Origin of the sequence: Peribacillus huizhouensis (assembly GCF_014138605.1) — a bacterium.
GTDB classification, from domain to species: domain Bacteria; phylum Bacillota; class Bacilli; order Bacillales; family DSM-1321; genus Peribacillus; species Peribacillus huizhouensis.
On record NZ_JACJHX010000002.1, the window covers coordinates 516,103 to 537,567 of the forward strand.

The window sequence follows — 21,465 nt, forward strand, 5'->3', positions numbered from 1 at the left end:
TGGTGTCTGTAGGTCTATTATACGGTATTTGAGATGAAATATTAACTATAACTACTCGAAACAAATAAGGATATCCTTATTGAACATCCTCGTTCATCATTTAACTAGAAATCGTTGTCGTAGATACCGGCTCACCGTCTTCTCGTACACGAAGCAACAAGATGCCTCCTATGACGAATAAGATAATCAGACTGAACACGCCGCTGCTTGTGTTGCCTGTCATTTGCGCTGTTGCACCAACTAGGACTGGTCCTAATATTGCTGCGAATTTACCGAAGATATTATAAAAACCAAAGAATTCATTCGAAGATTCTTTTGGAATCAGCTTGGCAAAATAAGATCGACTCAAGGCTTGCACGCCTCCTTGCGACGTTCCGACCAGCATTGCAAGAATCCAAAAGTCGAGTGCAGACTCTAAGAAATAGGCATAAATACAGATAAAAATATAAACTAGAATTCCGACTGCAATCATTCTTTTTTCATTAAATCGATCGGACAGTTTTCCGAAAAGCATCGAAAAAGGAGCGGCAATGATTTGAGTAACGAATAAGACAATTAAAAGCGTCGTTGCGTCGAGCCCTAAATCAGACCCATACGCTGTAGACATGGTAATAACTGTATGAACGCCATCAATGTAAAAGAAATAGGCCAATAGGAAGAGAAATAACGCACGGTACGCTTTGATGTTTTTCAAAGTGAGGAACAGTTTTTTAAAACTCGTTGCAACAGGATGTCGTACACGGTCCACATAATATTTCTGTTCTACGTTTTTTAGCATTGGTATAGTGAATAGTCCCCACCATAAAGCTGTAATAGCAAAGGCAATCTGGCTAGCTACCGGCACAGAAATTGGAATTATCTTTTGTTGGGCCAAAATAATAAAAGCAATGCTGATAACGAACGGAATTGTACTGCCGATATACCCTAATGCATATCCATTAGCAGAGATCCGATGCATTCTTTCTTTGTCAGTTACGTCGACAAGAAATGCATCATAAAAGATATTCGCTCCCGCAAAACCGATAGACGTCAATACGAAGCATCCCAATAAAATCAGCCATTGATTATTTGGAACAACGGATAACATCAACGTGAAGATTACACCTAATGATGCGAAAAAAGTAAAAAATCTTTTTTTAAAACCCCTAAAGTCGGCGATCGTTCCGAGTAATGGAGCCAAAATCGAAACTAAAAGTGTCGCAAGCGAATTAGCATACCCCCAATAGGCAGTAGATGTATGTGCTGCAATACCTGCATTACTAGCGGCTGATTTAAAATATAAGGGAAAGATGGCTGTGACGACGACAATCGAATACGCCGAATTTGCCCAATCGTACAAGGCCCAGCTTCTTTCAGGTGTGGACATTTTCCCCATTCATAAATTCCTCCCTTGATATATCAGATACATTTCTAGTTATTGTTTAATACCTTACCCACTCATTTGCCTTCAACTTTTATTTAAAGGCTCTTTTCGTAAAGATTGTTGTTTTTAGCAAGAAACCAATTCGAACAGATGTTGATCTTCGTTACAGGTGCGAGACTCCTGCGGGAAAAGCGTGTTGAGGGAGACCCCGCAAGTGCAAAGCACTGAGGAGGCTTCTGAGACCGCCCACGGAAAGCGAGTACCTACAACGGAAATCAACCCGGGTTATTAGTGTAAAAATGATTGAAAAACAACAAAGTATGTGAAAACAGCCTATTTAAAAGACTTTTTGTTGCGTATAACCCTTCTTGTTAAACAGGGTTTTGATGAAGGTTCATCTCCCCCTTACTATAATAGTACTATTCTGAAACATAATTATCAGACTTTTAACCATTTATTTACTAATAATTATGATTCATTTACAAACAGAAGTTTTTTGCAATTTTTCAAATATATTCATTTATCATTTCCCTAATTTTCCAACTGTGATAAGCTACAATTAGAGGTGAGATCAATGAATGCGAAGCCAATCTATGTTGAAATAGATATCGATTCAGAGATGGACAAGCTATGGCAGGCAACACAAACACCAAACTTTCATGAGCAATGGGATCTTCGTTTTACTTCCATTACCTATTTACAAAGTGAAGATAATGAGCCGCAGAAGTTTTCCTATAAAACTAAGATCGTACCTGGATGGAGTATAGAAGGCTGGGGCGCGACTGTAGGATCACATTCTGGGAAAGATGGGTCAAGAACATCATCGTTGCACTTTGGGACAGATGATTCCATTTCCATCATTAAAGAAGGCAAAGGCTATTGGCAATATAAGCAGAAAAAAGATGCTATCACCTTCTTAACACAGTATACATATAACGTGAATTTTGGCCGTCTTGGTCATGAATTCGATCGTTTTCTGTTTCGGCCACTGATTGGCTGGGCAACTGCACTTAGCTTTGATGTGCTGAAAAGATGGCTGGAAAAAGGTGAAACACCAGCGACTCAATATATACGTTTTTTTAGCAGCTGGATGATCTCCTTTCTTTTCTTCTTCGTCTGGAGCTATCACGGATTCTTTCCGAAATTACTCTACACACACCCAGAGGAAATAGCGATGATCCAAAAAGGATTTCCATTCATTACACAATATGCAGAGTGGTTAGTAATCTTCATTGGAATTGCGGAAGTACTCTTCGGTTTCTTTTGGCTATTTTATAAAAACAAACGAAAGCTTTTTGGATTCCAAATCATCATTTTTCCATTACTTACTTTCGCTGCAATAATGGCTGAACGAGATTATTTAATTCATCCTTTTAATCCACTCACCTTCAATTTGAGTTTACTCACTCTTTCCATTATTGGATTTCTACTAAGCAAAGATATTCCTTCCGCAAAGAGTTGTAAGCGACAGAGAGAAAGAGATTAGGAGATTAGCATGTCTATATATAAAAAAATACTAGGAAACCAATTTAATGTACTCCATCCTATGCTGCAAAACAGGTATGATATTTCTGCAAAAAAGCCGTTTCAAGCATATGGTGTGATGAAAACGATAAAAGGTGGACCAAAATGGCTTTATCCTTTCTTCTTGCTAGGAGTTAACTGGAAGCTATTATTCCCAGAGCATGGTCACCTTATTCCTTTTTCAATCGTGAATACGGCACGAATTGGTAAAAATGGCGAAGAACAGATTCATTGGGAGCGCATTTTTTATTTTGAAGGCAAGAAACGATTTTTCAATGCAGTCATGAGCTTGGATCATGAACGACTTGTTATTAAGGATTATTTAGGGGAACCTAGCTTGTTCTACTCTGATCTTTCGTTTCATGTTTCACAAACTGGTGAAGTGCAAATCGAATCAAAAGATCAACGTCTCGTTTTAGGGTTGCTTGAAATCCCTGTACCGAAATTTTTACAAGGGTTAGCAACCGTAACCGAGGCATATATAGAAGACCGGAAAGTCTTTTCGATAAAAGTAGAAGTGCGTAATCCACTAATCGGTCTGATTTTTGCGTATGAAGGAGAATTTACACCGAATGAACGTTGCTAAAATCTTACTGTCGATTATTCTATTCTTGCTTGTCGTTTTTTTCGGTAAAGGTCCGTGGCATCTATTATTGTTAACAGGAGCACAAATTGTCTATGTGCCACTTACTTTAAAGTTAATCGTAACTAAAGGTGATTGGTTTTCAAAATTTTATCCCTTTATCTCAATTCCCGCTTATCTTTCCATTGTCCTAATCCAACTCACAACAAATACTGAGTGGGACGTCCTGTTAGCAGCGGTTTATTTATTGTTTACCTTTGTTGTTGCTTTATATGGTTTAAGTCGTTTCTTTATGAGTGGTTTTACGCATATAGAGGAATTTTCGATTAATATGGCGATGATGTATTTAGTAATGGGCGGCATTTGGTTTTTTGCTTTTACTGCCAACATCGACACCGGATTTACGCCCATGCTAACGTGGCTGACAGCGATTCACTTTCATTATTCCGCCTTCTTACTGCCGATTTTTGTCGGTTTTCTCGGAAGAGTCTATAAGCCGCGTTCATATAGCCTGATCACGAGTATTATTCTCATTGCTCCAATGATTGTCGCTCTTGGCATTACTTTTTCAATAGTGATTGAGCTTCTATCAGTTATCGCCTATATGATTGGGATTTATGGGCTCATTCACTTATCCTTCCAAGCACCATATTCAAGAACATTACAGAAGTGGCTCGTCTGTTTGTCATTTACATCTTTAGGTATCACGATATTATTTTCCTTATTGTATGCTTCAGGGAATCTATTCGGCACTCATTCTATTAGCATCGACTTCATGCTCCGTTTTCACGGTTTTGTTAATACTGCCGGATTTGCATTAACAGGGATTATCGGCTGGTCTATTTCGATTCCGCCAACAACTGTAATCAAATGGACGTTTCCCATAAGCAAGATAAGAGGAAAACATGTAATTGGCGAAAACATCCTTGCTGAAATCATTGAGAACAACCATTATCAGGGATTGATTGATCATATGGGTCTGTACGAACCAGAAATCAACCGGCAAACATTAGCACCCAGAATCATTGATTTTTATGAAAATACGAATGAATACAGGCTCTTTGCTAAAGTTAAATGGCAAGCATGGTTTAAGCCATTCGCCATCATCTATCGACCTATAAGTAGGTCTGTTAAACAAATCGATCTGCCTCTTTCAAGTCGGCAGATCGAAATGACCGGTGAGATCTTCCCGATTAACGACGAAAAGGATGGTCGGGCTAATACTAGAGCCTGGGTAAGGAAAATCAAAGAAGAGATTGTTTTTGTTGCTCTTTACTCAACACATGAAAAGGACAGCAGAACCTATATGAATATTTCGCTTCCTTTGCCATGGTCAGCAATGATTGGCATTCTCGAACTGAACCAAATAGGTAATGAATTGCAGCTTTCAAGTAAAAAAGTACATACACCAAATGCTGATTCTGGCATCTATTTAGCCATTAAACACTGGCTAGTAAAACTGCCAATTGATGAACAATTTCATGTTAAAGAAACAGCTGACGGCACGCTTGTCGCTAATCATACTATGTGGATTTTTTCCATACCTTTTTTAAAAATAGAGTATGTTATTTATCATAATAATGACGTTCATAAGTAGATTCATTACTGGAATGCGGACATATAGTGATGATCAACATCCTGGTGTTTACAGAAGGAAAACGAAAGGGTCAAGTCTCACAGCTACTGTACATAGTTGTGAGACCTGACCCTATTAAAGAATTCTTTTTAATACGAATTAAAGTACGCTTGCATGGCCTTTATATACCACACCGCGGCTAGCATCAACTGTTACATGTTGCCCATCCTTGAAGATCGAAGTTGCGTTATCCGCTCCAACAATCACAGGGATTCCTAAGTTCACACCTACTACTGCTGCGTGGCTAGTCAACCCGCCTTCTTCTGTAATAAGAGCTGAACATTTTTCAATAGCAGGCATCATATCTCGATCAGATCCAATTGTTACGAGTACAGATCCTTCTGTCACTTTTTCAAGTGCTTCTGCTGCTGTTCTTGCAACTACTACGTTTCCATTTGAAGTTTTGCGGCCAATCCCTTGAGCTTTCAGAAGAACCTCGCCCAAAACATGAACCTTCATCAAATTCGTAGTTCCTGCTTCACCTACTGCACCAGCAGTAATGACAACAAGATCGCCATGTTGAACTAGTCCAGAATTTAAGCTTACTTCTACAGCATTTTCAAGCATATGATCCGTTGTTTCACATTGTTTTCCGACTTGAGGGTAAACGCCCCAAACAAGTGCTAATTTACGTGATACGTGCTCATCGAATGTAACAGCAATAATCGGTGCTTTTGGACGATATTTAGCAATCATACGTGCTGTATGACCACTTTCTGTCGGTGCAATGATTGCGCCAGCATCCATATTAAGTGCAGTATGAGCGACAGATTGGCCAATAGCATCTGTAACTGTACGTTTACTGTCTTTACTTCTTTTCGATAAAATATCTTGGTAGTTAAGAGCAGATTCTGCACGTGAAGCAATATTATGCATCGTTTGCACAGCTTCAACTGGATAATTTCCTGCTGCTGTTTCACCAGAAAGCATGATTGCATCTGTACCATCAAAAATCGCATTCGCTACGTCACTTGCTTCTGCACGTGTCGGACGTGGATTACGTTGCATAGAATCCAGCATTTGCGTTGCCGTAATAACCGGTTTTCCGAACGTATTACATTTTTTAATTAACTGTTTTTGAACGAGTGGTACTTCTTCAGCAGGGATTTCAACACCTAAGTCTCCCCTTGCTACCATTAAACCGTCCGATACTTCTAGAATTTCATCGATATTATCGACGCCTTCTTGGTTTTCAATTTTAGGAATGATTTGAATTGAACAGTCTTTATTTTTTTGTAGCAATTCACGAATTCCTAGTACGTCTGATGCACGGCGAACAAATGAAGCCGCAATGAAGTCAACATCTTGTTCAATTCCGAAAAGAATGTCATTTTCATCTTTCTCTGTCATTCCTGGAAGATTTACAGATACACCAGGTACGTTTACGCCTTTTTTATTTTTCAGCGTTCCTGTGTTCATAATTTTTGTATGTAGTTCATTATTCGTACGATCAATTTCTGTTACTTCAAGACCAATTAAACCATCATCCAATAGAATTTTTGAACCGACTTCAACGTCGTTAATTAAGCCTTCATATGAAATAGAGAACTTTTCTTCCGTACCTAAAACTTCTGTCATAGATACGATAATGTTTGAACCAGCTTTTAATTCAAGCGCGCCGTTTTCCATACTATGCGTACGAATTTCAGGTCCTTTTGTATCTAAAAGAATAGCGACTGGTTTTCCAGTGATTTTAACCGCTTCACGGATGTTCTTAATTCGAGCTCCGTGTTCCTCATGGTCACCATGAGAAAAATTCAGACGAGCCACATTCATCCCTGCTTCAATCAACTGGGTTAATTTCTCTACACTTTCACTTGCTGGACCGATCGTACATACTATTTTGGTTTTACGCATGTTGATACTACCCCTCCTGTTTTTAACTAAAAATTAAATTGATAATTCTTCTGAAAGTTTATACATTTTTTGATCAATTGTATGATTTTTCACTAACGTTTCATTGATATCATAATGGACTAATTGATTCGCAACGATTCCTACTGCCAGACCGCCTTGACCATCCATCAAAAGTTCCACAGCCAGTGCTCCTAATCGACTTGCTAACACACGGTCAATTGCTGTAGGTGAACCTCCACGTTGAACATGACCTAAAACAGTTACACGTGTATCAAATGCTGTTGTGTTTTCAATATCTCTGGCAATGTCAACAGCACTTCCTACACCTTCAGCAACAATGATGATACTATGCTTTTTACCACGTTCTGCGCCACGCTTTAATTTTGCGATAATAGCTTCGATGTCATGCTTGTTTTCTGGACATAAAATCGTTTCTGCACCGCCGGCAAGACCTGCCCATAAGGCAATATCTCCAGCATTTCTCCCCATTACTTCAACTACATATGTTCTTTCATGGGAAGTTGCCGTATCACGAATTTTATCAATCGCATCAATGACTGTATTCAGAGCTGTATCAAAACCAATTGTGAAATCTGTACCAGGTATATCATTATCAATCGTTCCTGGAACACCAACACATGGATAGCCTCTTCTTGTCAAAGCCTGTGCCCCTTGGTATGATCCATCTCCACCAATAACAACAAGCCCCTCGATACCATGCTTCTTCAATTGTTCAATCCCTTTTAACTGGCCTTCTTCTGTTTTAAATTCCAAACAACGGGCTGAACGTAGCATCGTTCCTCCACGATGGATGATATCGCCTACAGAGCCAATTTCCATCTTGCGAATATCTCCTTCTATTAACCCTTGATAGCCTCGAGAAATCCCATACACTTCAATATTATGATATATCGCTTTCCGAACAACTGCACGAATTGCTGCATTCATTCCTGGAGCGTCGCCACCACTTGTAAGTACACCAATTTTCTTCAAATTCTATCACCTCTTTAACATCTCTCATTTACCAATTTGAATAAGATTTAATCTGTTCATAATTAGTATCGCAATAATTCAAGACTACATGATATCACTTATTAACGGAAATAAAAGATACCTCAACAATCCATTTTAGAATAGTTATCTTCGTTCGTAAACTATTTTTGTGCCATTCTTCATTATTTCCTAATTAATTAAATTTAATAAGCAAATTCATAAGCAAGTTCATATTAAAACCGTGAATTTTTCTAAATATTCTAGATTTAAATAAATGGAAAATTTTCTATGAATCAACCAAAGAAAACTCACCTTTTTTCTTCGGCGAGTTTTCCAATTGATCATTCATCAATCGAAAAAGAAAGACAAGAGGATTAGGAACTATCCCCCAGTTTAAACGCCTTGATTAATCCAAAGGCTAGCATAAGACAGCACTCTCGATAGGTCTCTTCTTCCCCATAAAGTGAAACTATAATCAGTGAGGGATTTACTGCCCGTTAAGCGGGATATAATCAATTAGCTCTTCGCCTTTAGGAGCTAGGAACAAGGGCGACCCTAACAGCAGGCAGTCACCTCGATTATTAAAATAAACCCAGTATAGATACAGTGAATCTTACTATAAGTTAAGCAGAGGTAAAGTTTGGACCCTCAGAATATAGGGCATACAGACGAAGACATGAGAAAGTGGCATGACTAAACATCAGTGGGGAGTCCCCACTGATGGGGTTATCTCTTATACAGACTTAATCCGATCAAGATTTCGTTCTTCTTCTATTTCGTATTTCCCGATTTTTTTATATTTCGTGTATCTTTGCTCAACGATTTCACTTGTTGATAGCGGCAATAATTCATTTAATGAGTGCTTCAAGCTATCCTTAATAGCTGTTGCTTGGTCTTTTAAATCATTTTTATGAGCACCACCCTTAGCTTCAGGGATAATCTCATCAACAATGCCAAGACCTAATAAATCCTGTGCAGTAATTTTCATCGTTTCAGCCGCACGCTTTGCCTGTGAGGCATCTTTCCATAGCAATGCTGCTGCTCCTTCAGGAGAGATGACGGAATACGTTGAATTCTCAAGCATAAGAATTCTGTCCCCTACACCAAGTGCAAGTGCGCCTCCGCTTCCTCCTTCACCGATGACAATACAAATAATCGGCACTTTTAAGCCAGCCATTTCGAAAATATTTTTCGCAATAGCTTCGCTTTGCCCGCGTTCTTCCGCCGCTTTTCCTGGAAATGCGCCTTTTGTATCAATAAAACAGATGACAGGACGGCCAAACTTCTCGGCCTGTTTCATAAGTCTTAATGCCTTTCTGTAACCTTCAGGATGAGGCATACCAAAATTCCTTCTGATATTCTCTTTCGTATCCTTACCACGCTGATGGCCAATGACCGTTACAGGAATTCCTTCAAACGTGGCAATACCAGCAACGATTGCTTCATCGTCTCCAAAATAACGATCTCCATGCAGCTCTAGAAAGTCACTGAATACTTGTGGAATATAATCCAATGTAGTTGGTCGGTTAGGATGTCTAGCTACTTGTACTCGGTCCCACGGCTTCATATTTTTATAAATGTCATCTTGTAAATTCTCCAACCGTTTTTCCAGTTTTTGAATTTCCGCTGTTAAATCAACATCTGCCGTTTTGGTCAGCTCTTTTAATTCATCAATTTTTTTCCGAAGATCCGTTATTGGTCGCTCAAACTCTAAATCACCTATCATACCCATTCACCACCTGGAACATGGATTTTCAATATATTCACTAGTTTTTCTTTTAATTCAGTCCGCGAGATAACAGCATCTAATTGACCATGCTTCAGCAAAAATTCTGCTGTTTGAAAATCCTCCGGTAGCTCTTCATGGATCGTTTGTTCAATAATTCGACGACCAGCAAAACCAATTAACGCTCCAGGTTCTGCCAAATTTATGTCACCTAATGAAGCAAAGCTCGCAGAAACACCACCTGTTGTTGGATGCGTCATAATTGATATAATTAGTCCGCCATTCTCACTGAACATTTTTAAAGCAGCACTGGTTTTCGCCATTTGCATGAGACTGAGAATACCTTCTTGCATACGTGCGCCTCCTGATGCTGTGAAAATAATAAAGGGAATGCGTAATTCGCCTGCTTTTTCAATTGCCCTTGTTATTTTCTCCCCAACAACCGAACCCATGCTGCCCATTCGGAAATGTGAATCCATGATGGCAACCGACACATCATACCCTTCGATTTTCCCAGTACCTGTGACAACTGCTTCATTCATACTCGCTTTTTGTTTATCTTTCTCTAATTTCTCTAGATATTCTGGAAAGCCAAGCGGGTTAACTGATAGCATATTGCGATCAATTTCAATAAAGCTGCCAGGTTCAAATAAACTTTCAATGCGTTCATATGCAGTCATTTGATGATGATATCCGCAATGAAGACATACTTTATTATTTTTTTGAAGTTCTTTCGTGTACATGATTTTTTTACATCCGGAACATTTAGTCATTAAACCTTCCGGTACATCTTGTTGATCACGATCTGACGGAATCGTGGCATATTTCTTCTTTTTATTTTTCGTAAAAAGATCTTTAAGCAAGATGAATCCTCCCTTACCGGCAATTCTCTGCCCCTTATGCATGTCCTCTACTTTAACAGAGGTTAAATGAAAACTTTGTTAAAACTTGTCATTCATCAGGTAATTTTATTTTTTTCTAATATTTTTCAAATAATGAGATATGGCCTGGTTTATATTTCGTTCTATCATCAAATGGATTAATCGAATGTATGAGCTATAATCAAGCGCTAAGAATTCTTGATTCGCGGCTCTAGCATAGCTATTGACAATCGTCCATATTCTTTCCATTAAAAAGTTACTATTTAAGCCGACCAATTTAGTGAAAAATTCATCGTCACTAAATTCTTGTCCAGTTGCCCAGTTTAGAAATTGCTCCAAGTCTTGTTCAGGAGATGACGAAATGACAATTCGGATACAATTAGTCTCTAGATACTCTTTCGTTTCAGCTAAATCTTGTTTCACCTTTGGATCTTGCAAAAAAAAGGTGCCTAATAGTTTAATGAGATTATGGTCTTGATAATCTCTTATGAATGTACCTTCCCCTCTGCGAGTTTCAATTAACCCGAGAAGTTCCAATGCTCGTAAAGCCTCGCGGATGGAAGAACGACCTACATTGAGGCGCTCTGATAGTTCACGCTCTGAAGGAATCTTATCTCCAGAAACGAGGCCATCTGTGTCAATCATTTCCCTAAGCTTTTCTACAATCTCTAAATAAAGCTTAGTTGAAGGCGTTGATTTGTTCAAATCATTCATTCTTCACTCTTTCCAATAATAGCAAGCCTTCTCGTTTTCTTCTTCACGTCTTCTGGATCTACTTTTCTTCTTGCTACACCAGTCTCCATCGCTGCCTTCGCAACAGCAGCTGCCACTTCGGGTGCTACCCTTTCATCAAAAGCAGCTGGAATCACATAATCAGGGTGAAGTTCCTCTTCTTTAATTAAACCAGCGATTGCCTCAACTGCTGCTACTTTCATTTTTTCATTGATATGTGTAGCACGGACATCTAATGCACCGCGGAATATTCCAGGAAAGGCAAGTACATTATTAACTTGGTTTGGAAAATCAGAACGGCCTGTTCCGACGACTTTTGCGCCAGCAGCTTTAGCAAGTTCGGGCATAATTTCTGGGTCAGGATTTGCCATCGCAAAAATGATCGGATCCGTATTCATCGAAGCAATCATGTCTGAGCTAAGCGCTCCTGCCACCGACACCCCAATAAACACATCGGCACCTTTGATTACCTCTTCAAGCGGTCCTTCTACTTTAGAGCGGTTTGTAACTTGTGCAACTTGATCTTTCACGTCATTCATGCCATATTTGCGTCCTTCAAAAATAGCGCCTTTGGAATCACACATAATAATGTCACGAACTCCATAATTATATAAAAGTTTAATGATCGCAATTCCAGCAGCTCCAGCACCACTTGCCACTACTTTAATTTCAGACATCGTCTTACCTACTATTCTTAGAGCATTAACAAGACCTGCCACTGTTACAATTGCTGTTCCATGTTGGTCATCATGAAAAACCGGAATATTCGTTTCTTTTTTTAATCTTTCTTCAATTACAAAACAATTGGGAGCTGCAATATCCTCTAGATTCACTCCGCCAAACGTAGGTTCAAGAAGTTTTACTGTTTCTATGATTTTTTCAACATCCGTAGTTTTCAAACAAATAGGGAATGCATCGACACCGGCGAAGCTTTTGAAAAGGAGTGCTTTTCCTTCCATAACCGGCAAAGCAGCTTCAGGTCCGATATTTCCTAAACCAAGCACGGCCGTCCCATCGGAAACAACAGCTACCATGTTTCCCTTCATTGTATAATCATATACTGTTTCTGGTTTGTCATAGATTTCTTTGCACGGCTCAGCAACACCTGGTGAATAGGCTAAACTTAAATCTTTCGCATTTTGGACGGGGACTTTCGAAACCGTTTCAAGCTTTCCCTTATGGACACGATGCATATGCAGTGCTTCTTCTCTTAATGTCAATGTATTCACTCCTTGAACTAGTTCGGATAGAATTAGGAAAATTTTTCATTTTTATAAGTGGTCTGACCACATTAGGCTTCTTTCAATATAACATATCTATCACTGATGTAAACATTTATTCTTGTTTTAGGACGACGTTTTCTTTACCGATTAATCCTGCTAATTGCTTGATTAATGCCTCGTTTGGCACGACCCAATCCAATAAGGAAAGTTGAACATAACGGTTTTCACTTTCATAATATAGCATGACTTTTGTCATCCCTTTATACTTTGCTAATACCTGTTTAATTTTTCTGAGTGTGTCATTTGTTTGTTTTTGTTTTGGAATTTTAATAAATAAGCGTGAGGTCGATTCTGCTTTCATTTCTTTCAAGACATCTAATGAGTAAACTTCATCAATAATCATCTGCGTTTTTCCATTGCGTTCCTCGATGCGCCCCTGAACCATAATGATAGCTTCATTCATTAAGTTTTCGGAACATGTTTTATACACATTTGGAAATACTACAGCTTCTAACTCATCGGCCTCATCATTAATTCCTATAAATGCCATCACTTCACCTTTTTTCGTGCGAATCGCCTTCACAGAAGAGATATAAACCCCAATGAGCACTTTATTTTCTTTTTTAACAATGGCTTCGTCAATAGATACAGCGCCAAAGTATTGAAAGAGAACTTTATATCCTATGATTGGATGCTCGGACAAGTACAAGCCAAGAGCCTTTTTCTCAAAAATAAGTTTATCTTCTAATCGAATAGGATCCACTTGAACATATTTCGGTTTGAGTGAAAATTCGCTGTTTAAAAATAAGTCAAAGTCGCCATCATTGGGATTTACTAACTCTGAATGGTCGATGGCTACGTCAAGGCTTGCAAGTAAGGTTGCTCGGTCCACCTCAAACTCGTCAAATGCACCAGCATGGATGAGCATTTCTATAACTTTACGGTTAACAACACTTGTGGAAACACGTAAGCAAAAATCAAATATATCATAAAACGGCTTCTCTCTCCTCGCTGCAAAAATTTCCTTTAAAATCGCACCACCGACGCTTTTAATTGCAGCAAGACTATAGCGGATTCCTTCCTTCTCTGATGTAAATGAGTAAAAGCTTTTATTTATAGAAGGTGGTAGAATGACTATTTCTTTCTTCTTCGCTTCCTTAAGATATTGAGCGATTTTCTCATCATTACCGATTGCAGATGTTAGCAAGGCTGCCATAAAGTCTGTCGGATGATGAGCTTTTAAATATGCAAGCTGATAAGCAATAAAGCTGTAGGCAACCGCATGGCTTCTTGGAAATCCATAGTTCGCAAACCGGACGATCATATCGTAAATAGTATGTGCAATTTCTTCTTTATACCCAAGCTTTACTGACCCGCTCACGAAATGGGTTCGCTCTTGGTCAAGAATATCCTTATTCTTTTTAGAAACAGCTCTACGTAATAGGTCGGCCTCACCCAATGAAAACCCGGCAAGCTTTGACGCAATTTGCATGATTTGCTCTTGGTAGACGATGACACCGTATGTATCTTGCAAAATGGCTTGTAAATCTTGATGTGCATATTCAATCGGTGTCAAACCATGTTTCCGTTCTATGAAAAGCGGAATATTATCCATTGGACCTGGGCGATACAAGGCATTTACGGCGACTATATCTTCAAATCGAGACGGCTTGAGACGAACAAGCACATTCGTAATTCCTTCTGATTCAAATTGGAAGATTCCAGTCGTTTCTCCTTTACTAAGAAGTGCATACGTCTTCTCATCCTGAAGCGGAATGGTAGCCATATCAATTTTGCGCCCTGTCCTTTTTTTTATCGATTTCGTAATATTATCAATCAACGTAAGATTGCGTAGACCTAGAAAGTCCATTTTTAACAGACCGATTTCTTCAAGCACATCCATTGGAAACTGAGTCAGATGGATTCCATCATGTCCTGCTTGAATGGCAATAATCTCTGTTAACGGTTGATCACTTATTACGACACCAGCGGCATGGGTAGATGTATGTCGTGGTAGTCCTTCAAGCTTAATCGCCGTATCATACAAGCTTCGGTAAAGCTCGCTCGAGTCAATAAAGTCGCGAAATCTTTTGGACTCCGTATACGCCTGATTTAACGTAATGCCCAGTTTCGCGGGGACAGATTTTGATAATGCCTCTTGCTCTTTCGAACTCAATCCGAATACCCTTCCGGTATCACGAAGTGCAGCTTTAGCAGCAAGCGTCCCAAAGGTTATAATCTGTGCAACATGAAATTCTCCATATTTCTGAGCTACATAGGCAATCACTTCATCTCGGCGATTATCAGGAAAGTCAATATCAATATCCGGCATCGTTACCCTCTCTGGATTTAAGAAACGTTCGAACAATAGCTGGTGCTCTATCGGATCGACATTCGTTATCGATAAAACATAGGCAACCATTGAACCTGCCGAAGATCCTCTTCCCGGACCTGTCAAAATCCTTTCCTTTTTAGCAAACTTCATAAAATCCCAGACGATGAGAAAGTAATCACTAAACTTCATCGTCTTAATGACATGAAGCTCATAATGAAGTCGTTCGATATATTCACTTGGCATATCTGGTCTTTTCTGTTTCAGCCCTTCTAAACAAATTTGCTCCAGCATGTCATCTGCCGTTTGATCGTTCGGAACTGGGAATTTGGGCAATAATGAACGATTGAATGGGATTTCTACATGACAGCTCTCTGCAATTTTCCGTGTGTTATCAAGTATGTCTGGTACATCACGAAAAAGCTCTTTCAATTGCTCTGCATTTTTTAAGTAATATTCCTGTGAAGGCAGCTTCATTCTGTCTTCATCAGTAAGCTTACTGCCGTTTTTTATGGCAAGCAGTACTTCTTGGGCTAGCGCATCGTTTTTTTCTAAATAAAAGACTGGATTCGTTGCGACAACGTCAATATTGACTTCTCTAGCAAACGTAAGGATGTGATTATTTTCTTCGTCTTGCCCCGTTGTCAACAGGCGTTGTAAAGACAGATAAAAAGAGTCGATCCCAAATAACCGTTGATACATGGCAACTGTTTCTTTTGCTTCTTCCATTTTCCCTTCTGAGAGCATTAATTCAATCTTGCCTCCACTTCCAGGAGAAATGGCAAACAAGCCAGCTGAATACGCCTTAAGCCATTTTATCGGCAATCCTAACTGTGACTTTGTTTGAATCGCTGAGCTAATTTTGAGTAGATTGGAGTAACCTCGGTTATTTTTGGCAAGTAGCAGGAGTGGAAAGGAACCCCCTTGTTCATCTAGTATATCCGCTATCAAGCCGATAATCGGCTTAATTCCTTGTTTCAGACATTCTTTATAAAAATAGGGTGCACCGTACATAACATTTCTATCGGTCAATGCTAGGCTTGAAAATCCATTCGCCTTTGCTTTTGATACAAGCTCATTTAATTTAATCGTGCTTGTTAGCAAGCTGTAAGCACTTTGTATATGAAGGTGAATACACATATTTCTCTCCCACCTTTATTAAGCATCTTTTCTATATCCCGCATTAACGGGCAGTAACCTCCCACCTACAAAGCTTAGAGGAATCGAAGAAGCGTAGGTGGGAGATAACTGTCCGTAAACGCCCTATTGGTTCAACTAACAATCAGTCGGGGATAAAGCCCCCCACTGAATGAAGTTTCACTTTATAGTATAGTGCTAAACTTCAAAAAAGGAAAATACGTTCCCATTTTGTACGCTAAAGGCTAATAATTTTGCGCAAATGAATAACCAATGATTTGACGCAGTTTTATCAAATTTACCACAATATATGAGTGTTTCGATTTTTATCGAGCTATGTTCCACACATTAGATTTCTTAACAATGCGCTTAAAAGAATTATCTTTATCATATCAAGTTTACTTGGTCCATATAAATAAGAATGAAGAATTAAATGAATAAGGGTGATGGATATGAAGGAAGCTTTTTTCCCTGCTTTTATTAACAGTTATTTTATTTCACTTGGCGTATTATTTGGGGGAGCATTGATTGGCGGGCTGGCGGCATTTTTCACTGGACAAGCACCTTTAACAACGATAAAAAACCTTGCGGACTCATTAAGAATATGGGCGATTATCGCAGCGATCGGCGGAACTTTCGATACCGTGTATTCGTTTGAACGTGGCATTTTGGATGGAGCGACCAAAGATATTTTCAAGCAATTTCTCTTGATTTTATCTGCTATGGGCGGTGCCAAAACTGGATCTTTATTAGTTATGTGGTTTACACAAGGTGAGATTTCATCATGAGGATTCCCCCGCTTTATCGAAAGTCCACTTGGCAGCGCTTCTTTGTCGGTGTAGTAATTGGAGGGCTGCTCAGCTGGTTTGTTTTTCTATATATGCACGGTGTTCTTCAAGAAAAACAAATTAATAAAATTCATAAGCAAAATAAGATAATCCATGATATGTCGGATAAAATAGAAATATGGGAAAAAGATTATCATCAATTGAATCAACAAGCAAAGAAAAAGCTTCTGATTGAAGAGGTAAAGGTAGTGGTTTTAAACGGGAAACAATATGATCTTGATTTATTAAGTATAGCAGAAGTGGAAGATGTCATTGAAGACGATTTAACCTCTCTAATCGCCAAAGAAGTTGAAACGGTTTATAACAGTAAAACCCTATTGAAAAAATCGATTGAAAACAAAATCATTGAAATAAACAAGAAAAGCTACCGTCTTGAAGTCGTTGAAATTTTCTTATACACGACGATGAATATTGAAGTGAAGTTGCATCGTAAATAATGAAAAGGGTCTGATGCTCCTAATCGACCCTTTCCCCCATCATTGACATCCTTATTGACTCTTTTGGACCACGTCTTCTAAATCGCGAATAACATGCTCTACTTCACTCCAAGAATAAATCGATGCTCCGGCAGCCATTGGATGTCCGCCTCCATTGTATCGCTTCGCAACTCCATTTATTACAGGACCTTTAGAGCGCAACCGAACGCGAATTTCTTTTTCTTCCTCAATGAAAAATACCCATGCTTTCAGCCCTTTAACCGAACCAAGCGCACTCACAAGCAATGAAGCTTCAGCTGGCGTTGTGTCAAATTGAGTAAGAATTTCCTTCGTAATGACCATTTTGCCGACACCGCTAGTGAGCACTTCAAAATGCTGTAGCACATACCCGTTCAAGCGAACAATCTTTTCTTCTACATCGTACATTGCTGTAAACAGCTCTGGTCTACTGAACGCATAATGAATAAGCTCACCTGCGTAGAGGAATGTTTTTTCAGACGTGCTCGGATATAAAAAGCGCCCTGTATCTCCTACCATTCCAGCAAATAGTAATCGAGCAGTATCATCATTCATTTTCAATCCCTTGTCTTTTCCATGCAGATAAAACTCATAAATCATTTCACTTGTCGAACTTGCACTCGTATCTACCCAGCGTATATCTCCATAACTGTCATCATTCGGATGATGATCGATTTTTATTAATTTGTCACCTTGACGATAACGATCATCGCAAATTCGTTCGACATTTGCTGTATCGCATACAATCACAAGTGCACCTAGATAAACATCATCAGATATCGTATCTAATCTTCTTAAATAATTCAGCGATTCTTCTTCCTTGCCCACCGTGTAAATATTTTTCTCTGGAAAAGAGGTTTTTAAAATTTCCGCCAGCCCTCCTTGTGATCCGTATGCATCCGGGTCAGGTCGAACGTGACGGTGGATAATAATAGTCTGGTATGATCTTATTACTTCTAAAATTTCAGCAATCATTGGATTCTCCTTCATTACTTGTAATGTATGGTTTTATCCCTCATTAACGGGCAGTAAAGCCCCCACCTCAGGGCTTGTCTTCAAAGGTTTTTAGTTTAGTTTAAGCCCACAGTATGTGGATCACTCAGACGAAGACATGAGGACGCGTCGTACTTAGTCTGAGTTTGTTGAAGCGGATACTAAATTGGGACTAACAATCAGGAGAAGATGAAGCGCCCACTGATTGAAGTTTCACTTTATTTACGCTATTCCTACTAACTTTATGATTCGATCCGCTGAGCCAAAATCCCTTCATACAGTATGAAGTATAAAGGATATAGGTGGAAATCTAGAGCTGAAAGCGTTACAATAAAGTGAAACTTCACCAGTAGACGACATCTCACTAGATGGTTAGCCCTGTTCTACAGTCGTTAATTATGAGCAAAAAGCGACACGACGAACCTGTTCAATCATAGACTTAAGTACAACTTTTAGGCCCGCGTCAACGTATGTTTGACTTACCACTGAGGATTTACGGCCTATTAAATCTAGGATTAGAAGTATGTAAACGGAGGATTAAAACGTATGTTACCACTTGTAGCGGTTATTTGTGTTTCACTTGCATTTTATCTGTTTTATAAAATAAAATCTGCTCGAACTCGTTTGCCAATGGAAAAGAAATGGCTGAAGGGCAAATCGTCTATTGCATTAGGTGTATTTGTTGCTACTTACGGGATTAACCAACTCATACTGTTCCAAACGACAACGACCTTCATAATTGGAGCAATCTTTATCGTAATTGGCGGATTAAGCATTTGGGGTGGTTTTAAAGTATATAAACATTTTTTACCGCTTGCAATTGAAGAAGCGAAGCATAAAATGACCTCCCACTGATTGAAAGTCCCGTTCTAGAATCGCAAATATCTCTGCTCTACTACGATAAAACGACTCTACGAACCCGATTATCAAATCGGGATAAGAATTGTACAATCAAATGAAAGTAGAAGAAGGATGTCCCAATCGAAAGGATCAGACCTGAAACCTATACAACTCATTTTATGTGTAAGTACCACTATGAAATGTATAGAGTAAGTGGTCGACCTTTTTTGGGATATCCTCTTTTAATAGAGATAAAAATAGATAACTTATTTGTAAAGGGTTAGCGATTTAAACAGCCTCTTTTCTAATGCGTTATGATTTTTCAAGTAATTGACACGTCAAAATCGCTTTCCCGACCAATTTCCCTTCATTGAATACTTCTACATCCACTTTACCGAACTTGCGGCCTACCTCAAGAACACGCGGATGAATCTCTAGCACGCTATCCATTTGAACCGGTTTGATAAAGTAGATTGTCATATTTTCAACTACCAAATCACCCCGTTTATAACTTCTGAGTGCTCGGTTCGCGGAATCTGTTACAAGTGTCGTAAAAACACCTGCTGAAATTGTTCCTAAATAATTCGTCATTTGCGGCGTCATTTCATACTGATAAATTTCTTCACCTTTATTCCCATTCATCACAAGCTGACTAGTAATCGTATCGTCAATCGTTTCGCCTACCTGAGGCTGCCTCTGGCTCATTTGCAGTGCTTTTAATACGTCTTGACGAGTGACAATCCCTTGAAGCACATGATGATCATTTACTACAGGCAGTTGCTCAATGCCTTCCCAAACCATCATATGCGCGGATGAAGCAACACTTGTTTTCATGCCGACCGTCATTGGATTCTTTGTCATGACTTTATCAATGAACACTTCTTCTTCCTGGGCTAGAACATCCTTAGAAGTGACCATACCTTGTACTTTCATATTGTTGTCTACGACGGGAAATCTACTATGCTTTGTATCACGATTAAGTTTGAGCCAATCGCTAATTTTGTCGCCCACGTTTAAGAAAGTCGTTTCATGGACCGGCATTAAGATATCTTCAACAAGTAGAATTTCTTTTTTTATTAATTGGTCATAAATAGCCCGGTTAATCATCGTTGCTACTGTAAACGTATCATAGCTTGTGGAAATAATCGGCAGCTGTAACTGGTCAGCAAGTTTCTTTGTATCATCTTCGGCATCAAATCCGCCGGTGATCAATACAGCCGCTCCCGCCGTTAACGCCTGGTCATGTGCTTGAGATCGATTCCCGACAATTAGTAAATCACCAGGTCCTGTATATCGCATCATTGCCTCAAGCTTCATCGCACCGATCACGAATTTGTTCAACGTTTTATGAAGACCTTCGCGCCCGCCTAGAACTTGTCCGTCCACAATATTAACAACTTCCGCAAAAGTCAGCTTCTCAATATTCTCTTTCTTCTTTCGTTCAATTCGAATTGTGCCGACCCGTTCGATTGAACTGACATATCCTTGGTTCTCTGCTTCCTTAATGGCTCGGTATGCTGTCCCTTCACTTACACTTAAAGCCTTTGCAATTTGACGTACGGATATTTTTTTACCGACTGGTAGTCCATCTATATGTTTTAAAATTTGCTCATGCTTCGTTGCCAAGCTCTTCACCCTTTTCCCAATCTTCCTGCTTTCATTATAGAGTGAATGTACGAGCTATTCAAACGCAACTATTGATAATAATGAATTCTTTTCTTTTTATTCATAGATGCTTTGTGCTTTTTTACCTTTTTCGGAGAATATAAAATAGCTGTTAAATTCCCAGCGATTGCAAACAAAGCAAACAATAACCAAGCAGCAGAAAATAGCGACGTAAGTCCGCCAGCCGTCAAAGATAGTCTTGGTATTGCATAATAAAGCATAACACCGCATAGTAGCAAACAAAGTAAATATCTTTGTTTTATGACAATCCCCTCCCCATAGTACCTTGCACTATATTGTATGCAAAACAAGGAGGAAAAAGAAGCAAGGGGAAAAGGCCTGACCTCACACTCTAAGAGCAAATCATTGAACAGGTCTATAAAGTGAAACTTACCTTTGTGATCTTCAAAGATTTAGTAGAACCAATGGACCTTTATGGATAGTAAGAGTGGGATAAATGGAGGAACGCTTGTCTTAATACTTTCATATAATATACAAGGCGTGAGGAAGCACCTTGCGTCCCCTTAGATTGGCTGTAAAAAGTCAGTCTTTTTTTAAGGCTCTTTTCGTAAAGATTGTTGTTTTTTAGCAAGAAACCAATTCGAACAGATGTTGATTGTAGTGGAAGGTGCGAGACTCCTGCGGGAAAAGCGTGTTGAGGGAGACCCCGCAAGTGC

Annotated in this window: 17 protein-coding genes; 6 read left to right on the plus strand and 11 right to left on the minus strand. The window is 39.2% G+C overall.

From position 1 onward, the window contains the following. Window positions 1–100: 100 nt before the first annotated feature. Window positions 101–1,375 (minus strand): MFS transporter, encoded by a 1,275-nt coding sequence (locus tag HNP81_RS05565; protein ID WP_182501853.1) that lies wholly within the window; start codon window positions 1,373–1,375, stop codon window positions 101–103. 562 nt (window positions 1,376–1,937) lie between these two features. On the opposite strand from HNP81_RS05565, the gene HNP81_RS05570 reads away from it, so the two are divergent. The 3 genes from HNP81_RS05570 to HNP81_RS05580 are packed head-to-tail and all read left to right on the plus strand — an operon-like array spanning window position 1,938 to window position 5,067. Beyond that, a complete protein-coding gene (locus HNP81_RS05570; protein WP_182501854.1) occupies window positions 1,938–2,849 on the plus strand; it encodes a DoxX-like family protein in 912 nt (303 codons plus the stop codon). Window positions 2,850–2,858: 9 nt separating this feature from the next. Continuing rightward, window positions 2,859–3,473 carry a DUF4166 domain-containing protein gene (locus tag HNP81_RS05575; protein ID WP_182501855.1) on the plus strand — a complete coding sequence of 205 codons (615 nt, stop codon included), beginning with the start codon at window positions 2,859–2,861 and terminating at the stop codon, window positions 3,471–3,473. Continuing rightward, window positions 3,460–5,067, plus strand: coding sequence for a YndJ family protein (locus HNP81_RS05580; protein ID WP_182501856.1), 1,608 nt, complete (start codon window positions 3,460–3,462; stop codon window positions 5,065–5,067). The genes HNP81_RS05575 and HNP81_RS05580 overlap by 14 nt, the downstream gene beginning before the upstream one ends. A gap of 138 nt (window positions 5,068–5,205) precedes the next feature. On the opposite strand, the gene pyk is transcribed toward HNP81_RS05580, so the two are convergent. From pyk to dnaE, 7 genes are all read right to left on the minus strand, one after another. Continuing rightward, on the minus strand, window positions 5,206–6,963 hold the full coding sequence (gene pyk, locus HNP81_RS05585) for a pyruvate kinase (RefSeq protein ID WP_028392218.1): 1,758 nt from the start codon (window positions 6,961–6,963) through the stop codon (window positions 5,206–5,208). A gap of 33 nt (window positions 6,964–6,996) precedes the next feature. Further along, entirely contained in the window at window positions 6,997–7,956 is a 960-nt protein-coding gene (gene pfkA, locus HNP81_RS05590) for a 6-phosphofructokinase (protein ID WP_182501857.1), read from the minus strand. Between the two features lie 733 nt (window positions 7,957–8,689). Beyond that, window positions 8,690–9,682 (minus strand): acetyl-CoA carboxylase carboxyl transferase subunit alpha, encoded by a 993-nt coding sequence (accA, locus tag HNP81_RS05595; protein ID WP_028392220.1) that lies wholly within the window; start codon window positions 9,680–9,682, stop codon window positions 8,690–8,692. Next, window positions 9,679–10,545 (minus strand): acetyl-CoA carboxylase, carboxyltransferase subunit beta, encoded by an 867-nt coding sequence (gene accD, locus HNP81_RS05600; RefSeq protein ID WP_182501858.1) that lies wholly within the window; start codon window positions 10,543–10,545, stop codon window positions 9,679–9,681. The genes accA and accD overlap by 4 nt, the downstream gene beginning before the upstream one ends. A 105-nt stretch (window positions 10,546–10,650) precedes the next feature. Continuing rightward, entirely contained in the window at window positions 10,651–11,277 is a 627-nt protein-coding gene (locus HNP81_RS05605) for a FadR/GntR family transcriptional regulator (RefSeq protein ID WP_182501859.1), read from the minus strand. Further along, window positions 11,274–12,515, minus strand: coding sequence for an NADP-dependent malic enzyme (gene ystJ / locus HNP81_RS05610; protein ID WP_182501860.1), 1,242 nt, complete (start codon window positions 12,513–12,515; stop codon window positions 11,274–11,276). Before ystJ ends, HNP81_RS05605 begins: the two co-directional genes overlap by 4 nt. A gap of 115 nt (window positions 12,516–12,630) precedes the next feature. Further along, on the minus strand, window positions 12,631–15,990 hold the full coding sequence (dnaE, locus tag HNP81_RS05615) for a DNA polymerase III subunit alpha (protein ID WP_182501861.1): 3,360 nt from the start codon (window positions 15,988–15,990) through the stop codon (window positions 12,631–12,633). 443 nt (window positions 15,991–16,433) lie between these two features. Between dnaE and ytrH the strand changes: the two genes are divergently transcribed. Continuing rightward, the gene (gene ytrH / locus HNP81_RS05620) at window positions 16,434–16,775 is read left to right on the plus strand and encodes a sporulation membrane protein YtrH (RefSeq protein WP_084552369.1); all 342 of its coding nucleotides are present in this window, start codon (window positions 16,434–16,436) and stop codon (window positions 16,773–16,775) included. Next, a complete protein-coding gene (ytrI, locus tag HNP81_RS05625) occupies window positions 16,772–17,272 on the plus strand; it encodes a sporulation membrane protein YtrI (RefSeq protein WP_182501862.1) in 501 nt (166 codons plus the stop codon). The genes ytrH and ytrI overlap by 4 nt, the downstream gene beginning before the upstream one ends. Before the next feature lie 51 nt (window positions 17,273–17,323). On the opposite strand, the gene HNP81_RS05630 is transcribed toward ytrI, so the two are convergent. Further along, window positions 17,324–18,265 (minus strand): DHH family phosphoesterase, encoded by a 942-nt coding sequence (locus tag HNP81_RS05630; RefSeq protein WP_182501863.1) that lies wholly within the window; start codon window positions 18,263–18,265, stop codon window positions 17,324–17,326. Between the two features lie 564 nt (window positions 18,266–18,829). Between HNP81_RS05630 and HNP81_RS05635 the strand changes: the two genes are divergently transcribed. Continuing rightward, on the plus strand, window positions 18,830–19,138 hold the full coding sequence (locus tag HNP81_RS05635) for a YtpI family protein (protein WP_028392228.1): 309 nt from the start codon (window positions 18,830–18,832) through the stop codon (window positions 19,136–19,138). 297 nt (window positions 19,139–19,435) lie between these two features. Here HNP81_RS05635 and HNP81_RS05640 read toward each other — a convergent pair whose 3' ends face one another. Together HNP81_RS05640 and HNP81_RS05645 are read right to left on the minus strand one after the other, a co-directional pair. After that, entirely contained in the window at window positions 19,436–20,749 is a 1,314-nt protein-coding gene (locus tag HNP81_RS05640; protein WP_028392229.1) for a CBS domain-containing protein, read from the minus strand. A gap of 68 nt (window positions 20,750–20,817) precedes the next feature. Continuing rightward, window positions 20,818–21,009 (minus strand): hypothetical protein, encoded by a 192-nt coding sequence (locus HNP81_RS05645; RefSeq protein WP_051405030.1) that lies wholly within the window; start codon window positions 21,007–21,009, stop codon window positions 20,818–20,820. Window positions 21,010–21,465 lie beyond the last annotated feature (456 nt).

Coding starts and splice junctions, on each gene's coding strand:
- HNP81_RS05565 (WP_182501853.1), bottom strand. CDS start 1,375: ATGGGGAAAATGTCCACACCTGAAAGAAGCTGGGCCTTGTACGATTGG.
- HNP81_RS05570 (WP_182501854.1), top strand. CDS start 1,938: ATGAATGCGAAGCCAATCTATGTTGAAATAGATATCGATTCAGAGATG.
- HNP81_RS05575 (WP_182501855.1), top strand. CDS start 2,859: ATGTCTATATATAAAAAAATACTAGGAAACCAATTTAATGTACTCCAT.
- HNP81_RS05580 (WP_182501856.1), top strand. CDS start 3,460: ATGAACGTTGCTAAAATCTTACTGTCGATTATTCTATTCTTGCTTGTC.
- pyk (WP_028392218.1), bottom strand. CDS start 6,963: ATGCGTAAAACCAAAATAGTATGTACGATCGGTCCAGCAAGTGAAAGT.
- accA (WP_028392220.1), bottom strand. CDS start 9,682: ATGATAGGTGATTTAGAGTTTGAGCGACCAATAACGGATCTTCGGAAA.
- HNP81_RS05605 (WP_182501859.1), bottom strand. CDS start 11,277: ATGAATGATTTGAACAAATCAACGCCTTCAACTAAGCTTTATTTAGAG.
- dnaE (WP_182501861.1), bottom strand. CDS start 15,990: ATGTGTATTCACCTTCATATACAAAGTGCTTACAGCTTGCTAACAAGC.
- ytrH (WP_084552369.1), top strand. CDS start 16,434: ATGGATATGAAGGAAGCTTTTTTCCCTGCTTTTATTAACAGTTATTTT.
- ytrI (WP_182501862.1), top strand. CDS start 16,772: ATGAGGATTCCCCCGCTTTATCGAAAGTCCACTTGGCAGCGCTTCTTT.
- HNP81_RS05630 (WP_182501863.1), bottom strand. CDS start 18,265: ATGATTGCTGAAATTTTAGAAGTAATAAGATCATACCAGACTATTATT.
- HNP81_RS05635 (WP_028392228.1), top strand. CDS start 18,830: ATGTTACCACTTGTAGCGGTTATTTGTGTTTCACTTGCATTTTATCTG.
- HNP81_RS05645 (WP_051405030.1), bottom strand. CDS start 21,009: ATGCTTTATTATGCAATACCAAGACTATCTTTGACGGCTGGCGGACTT.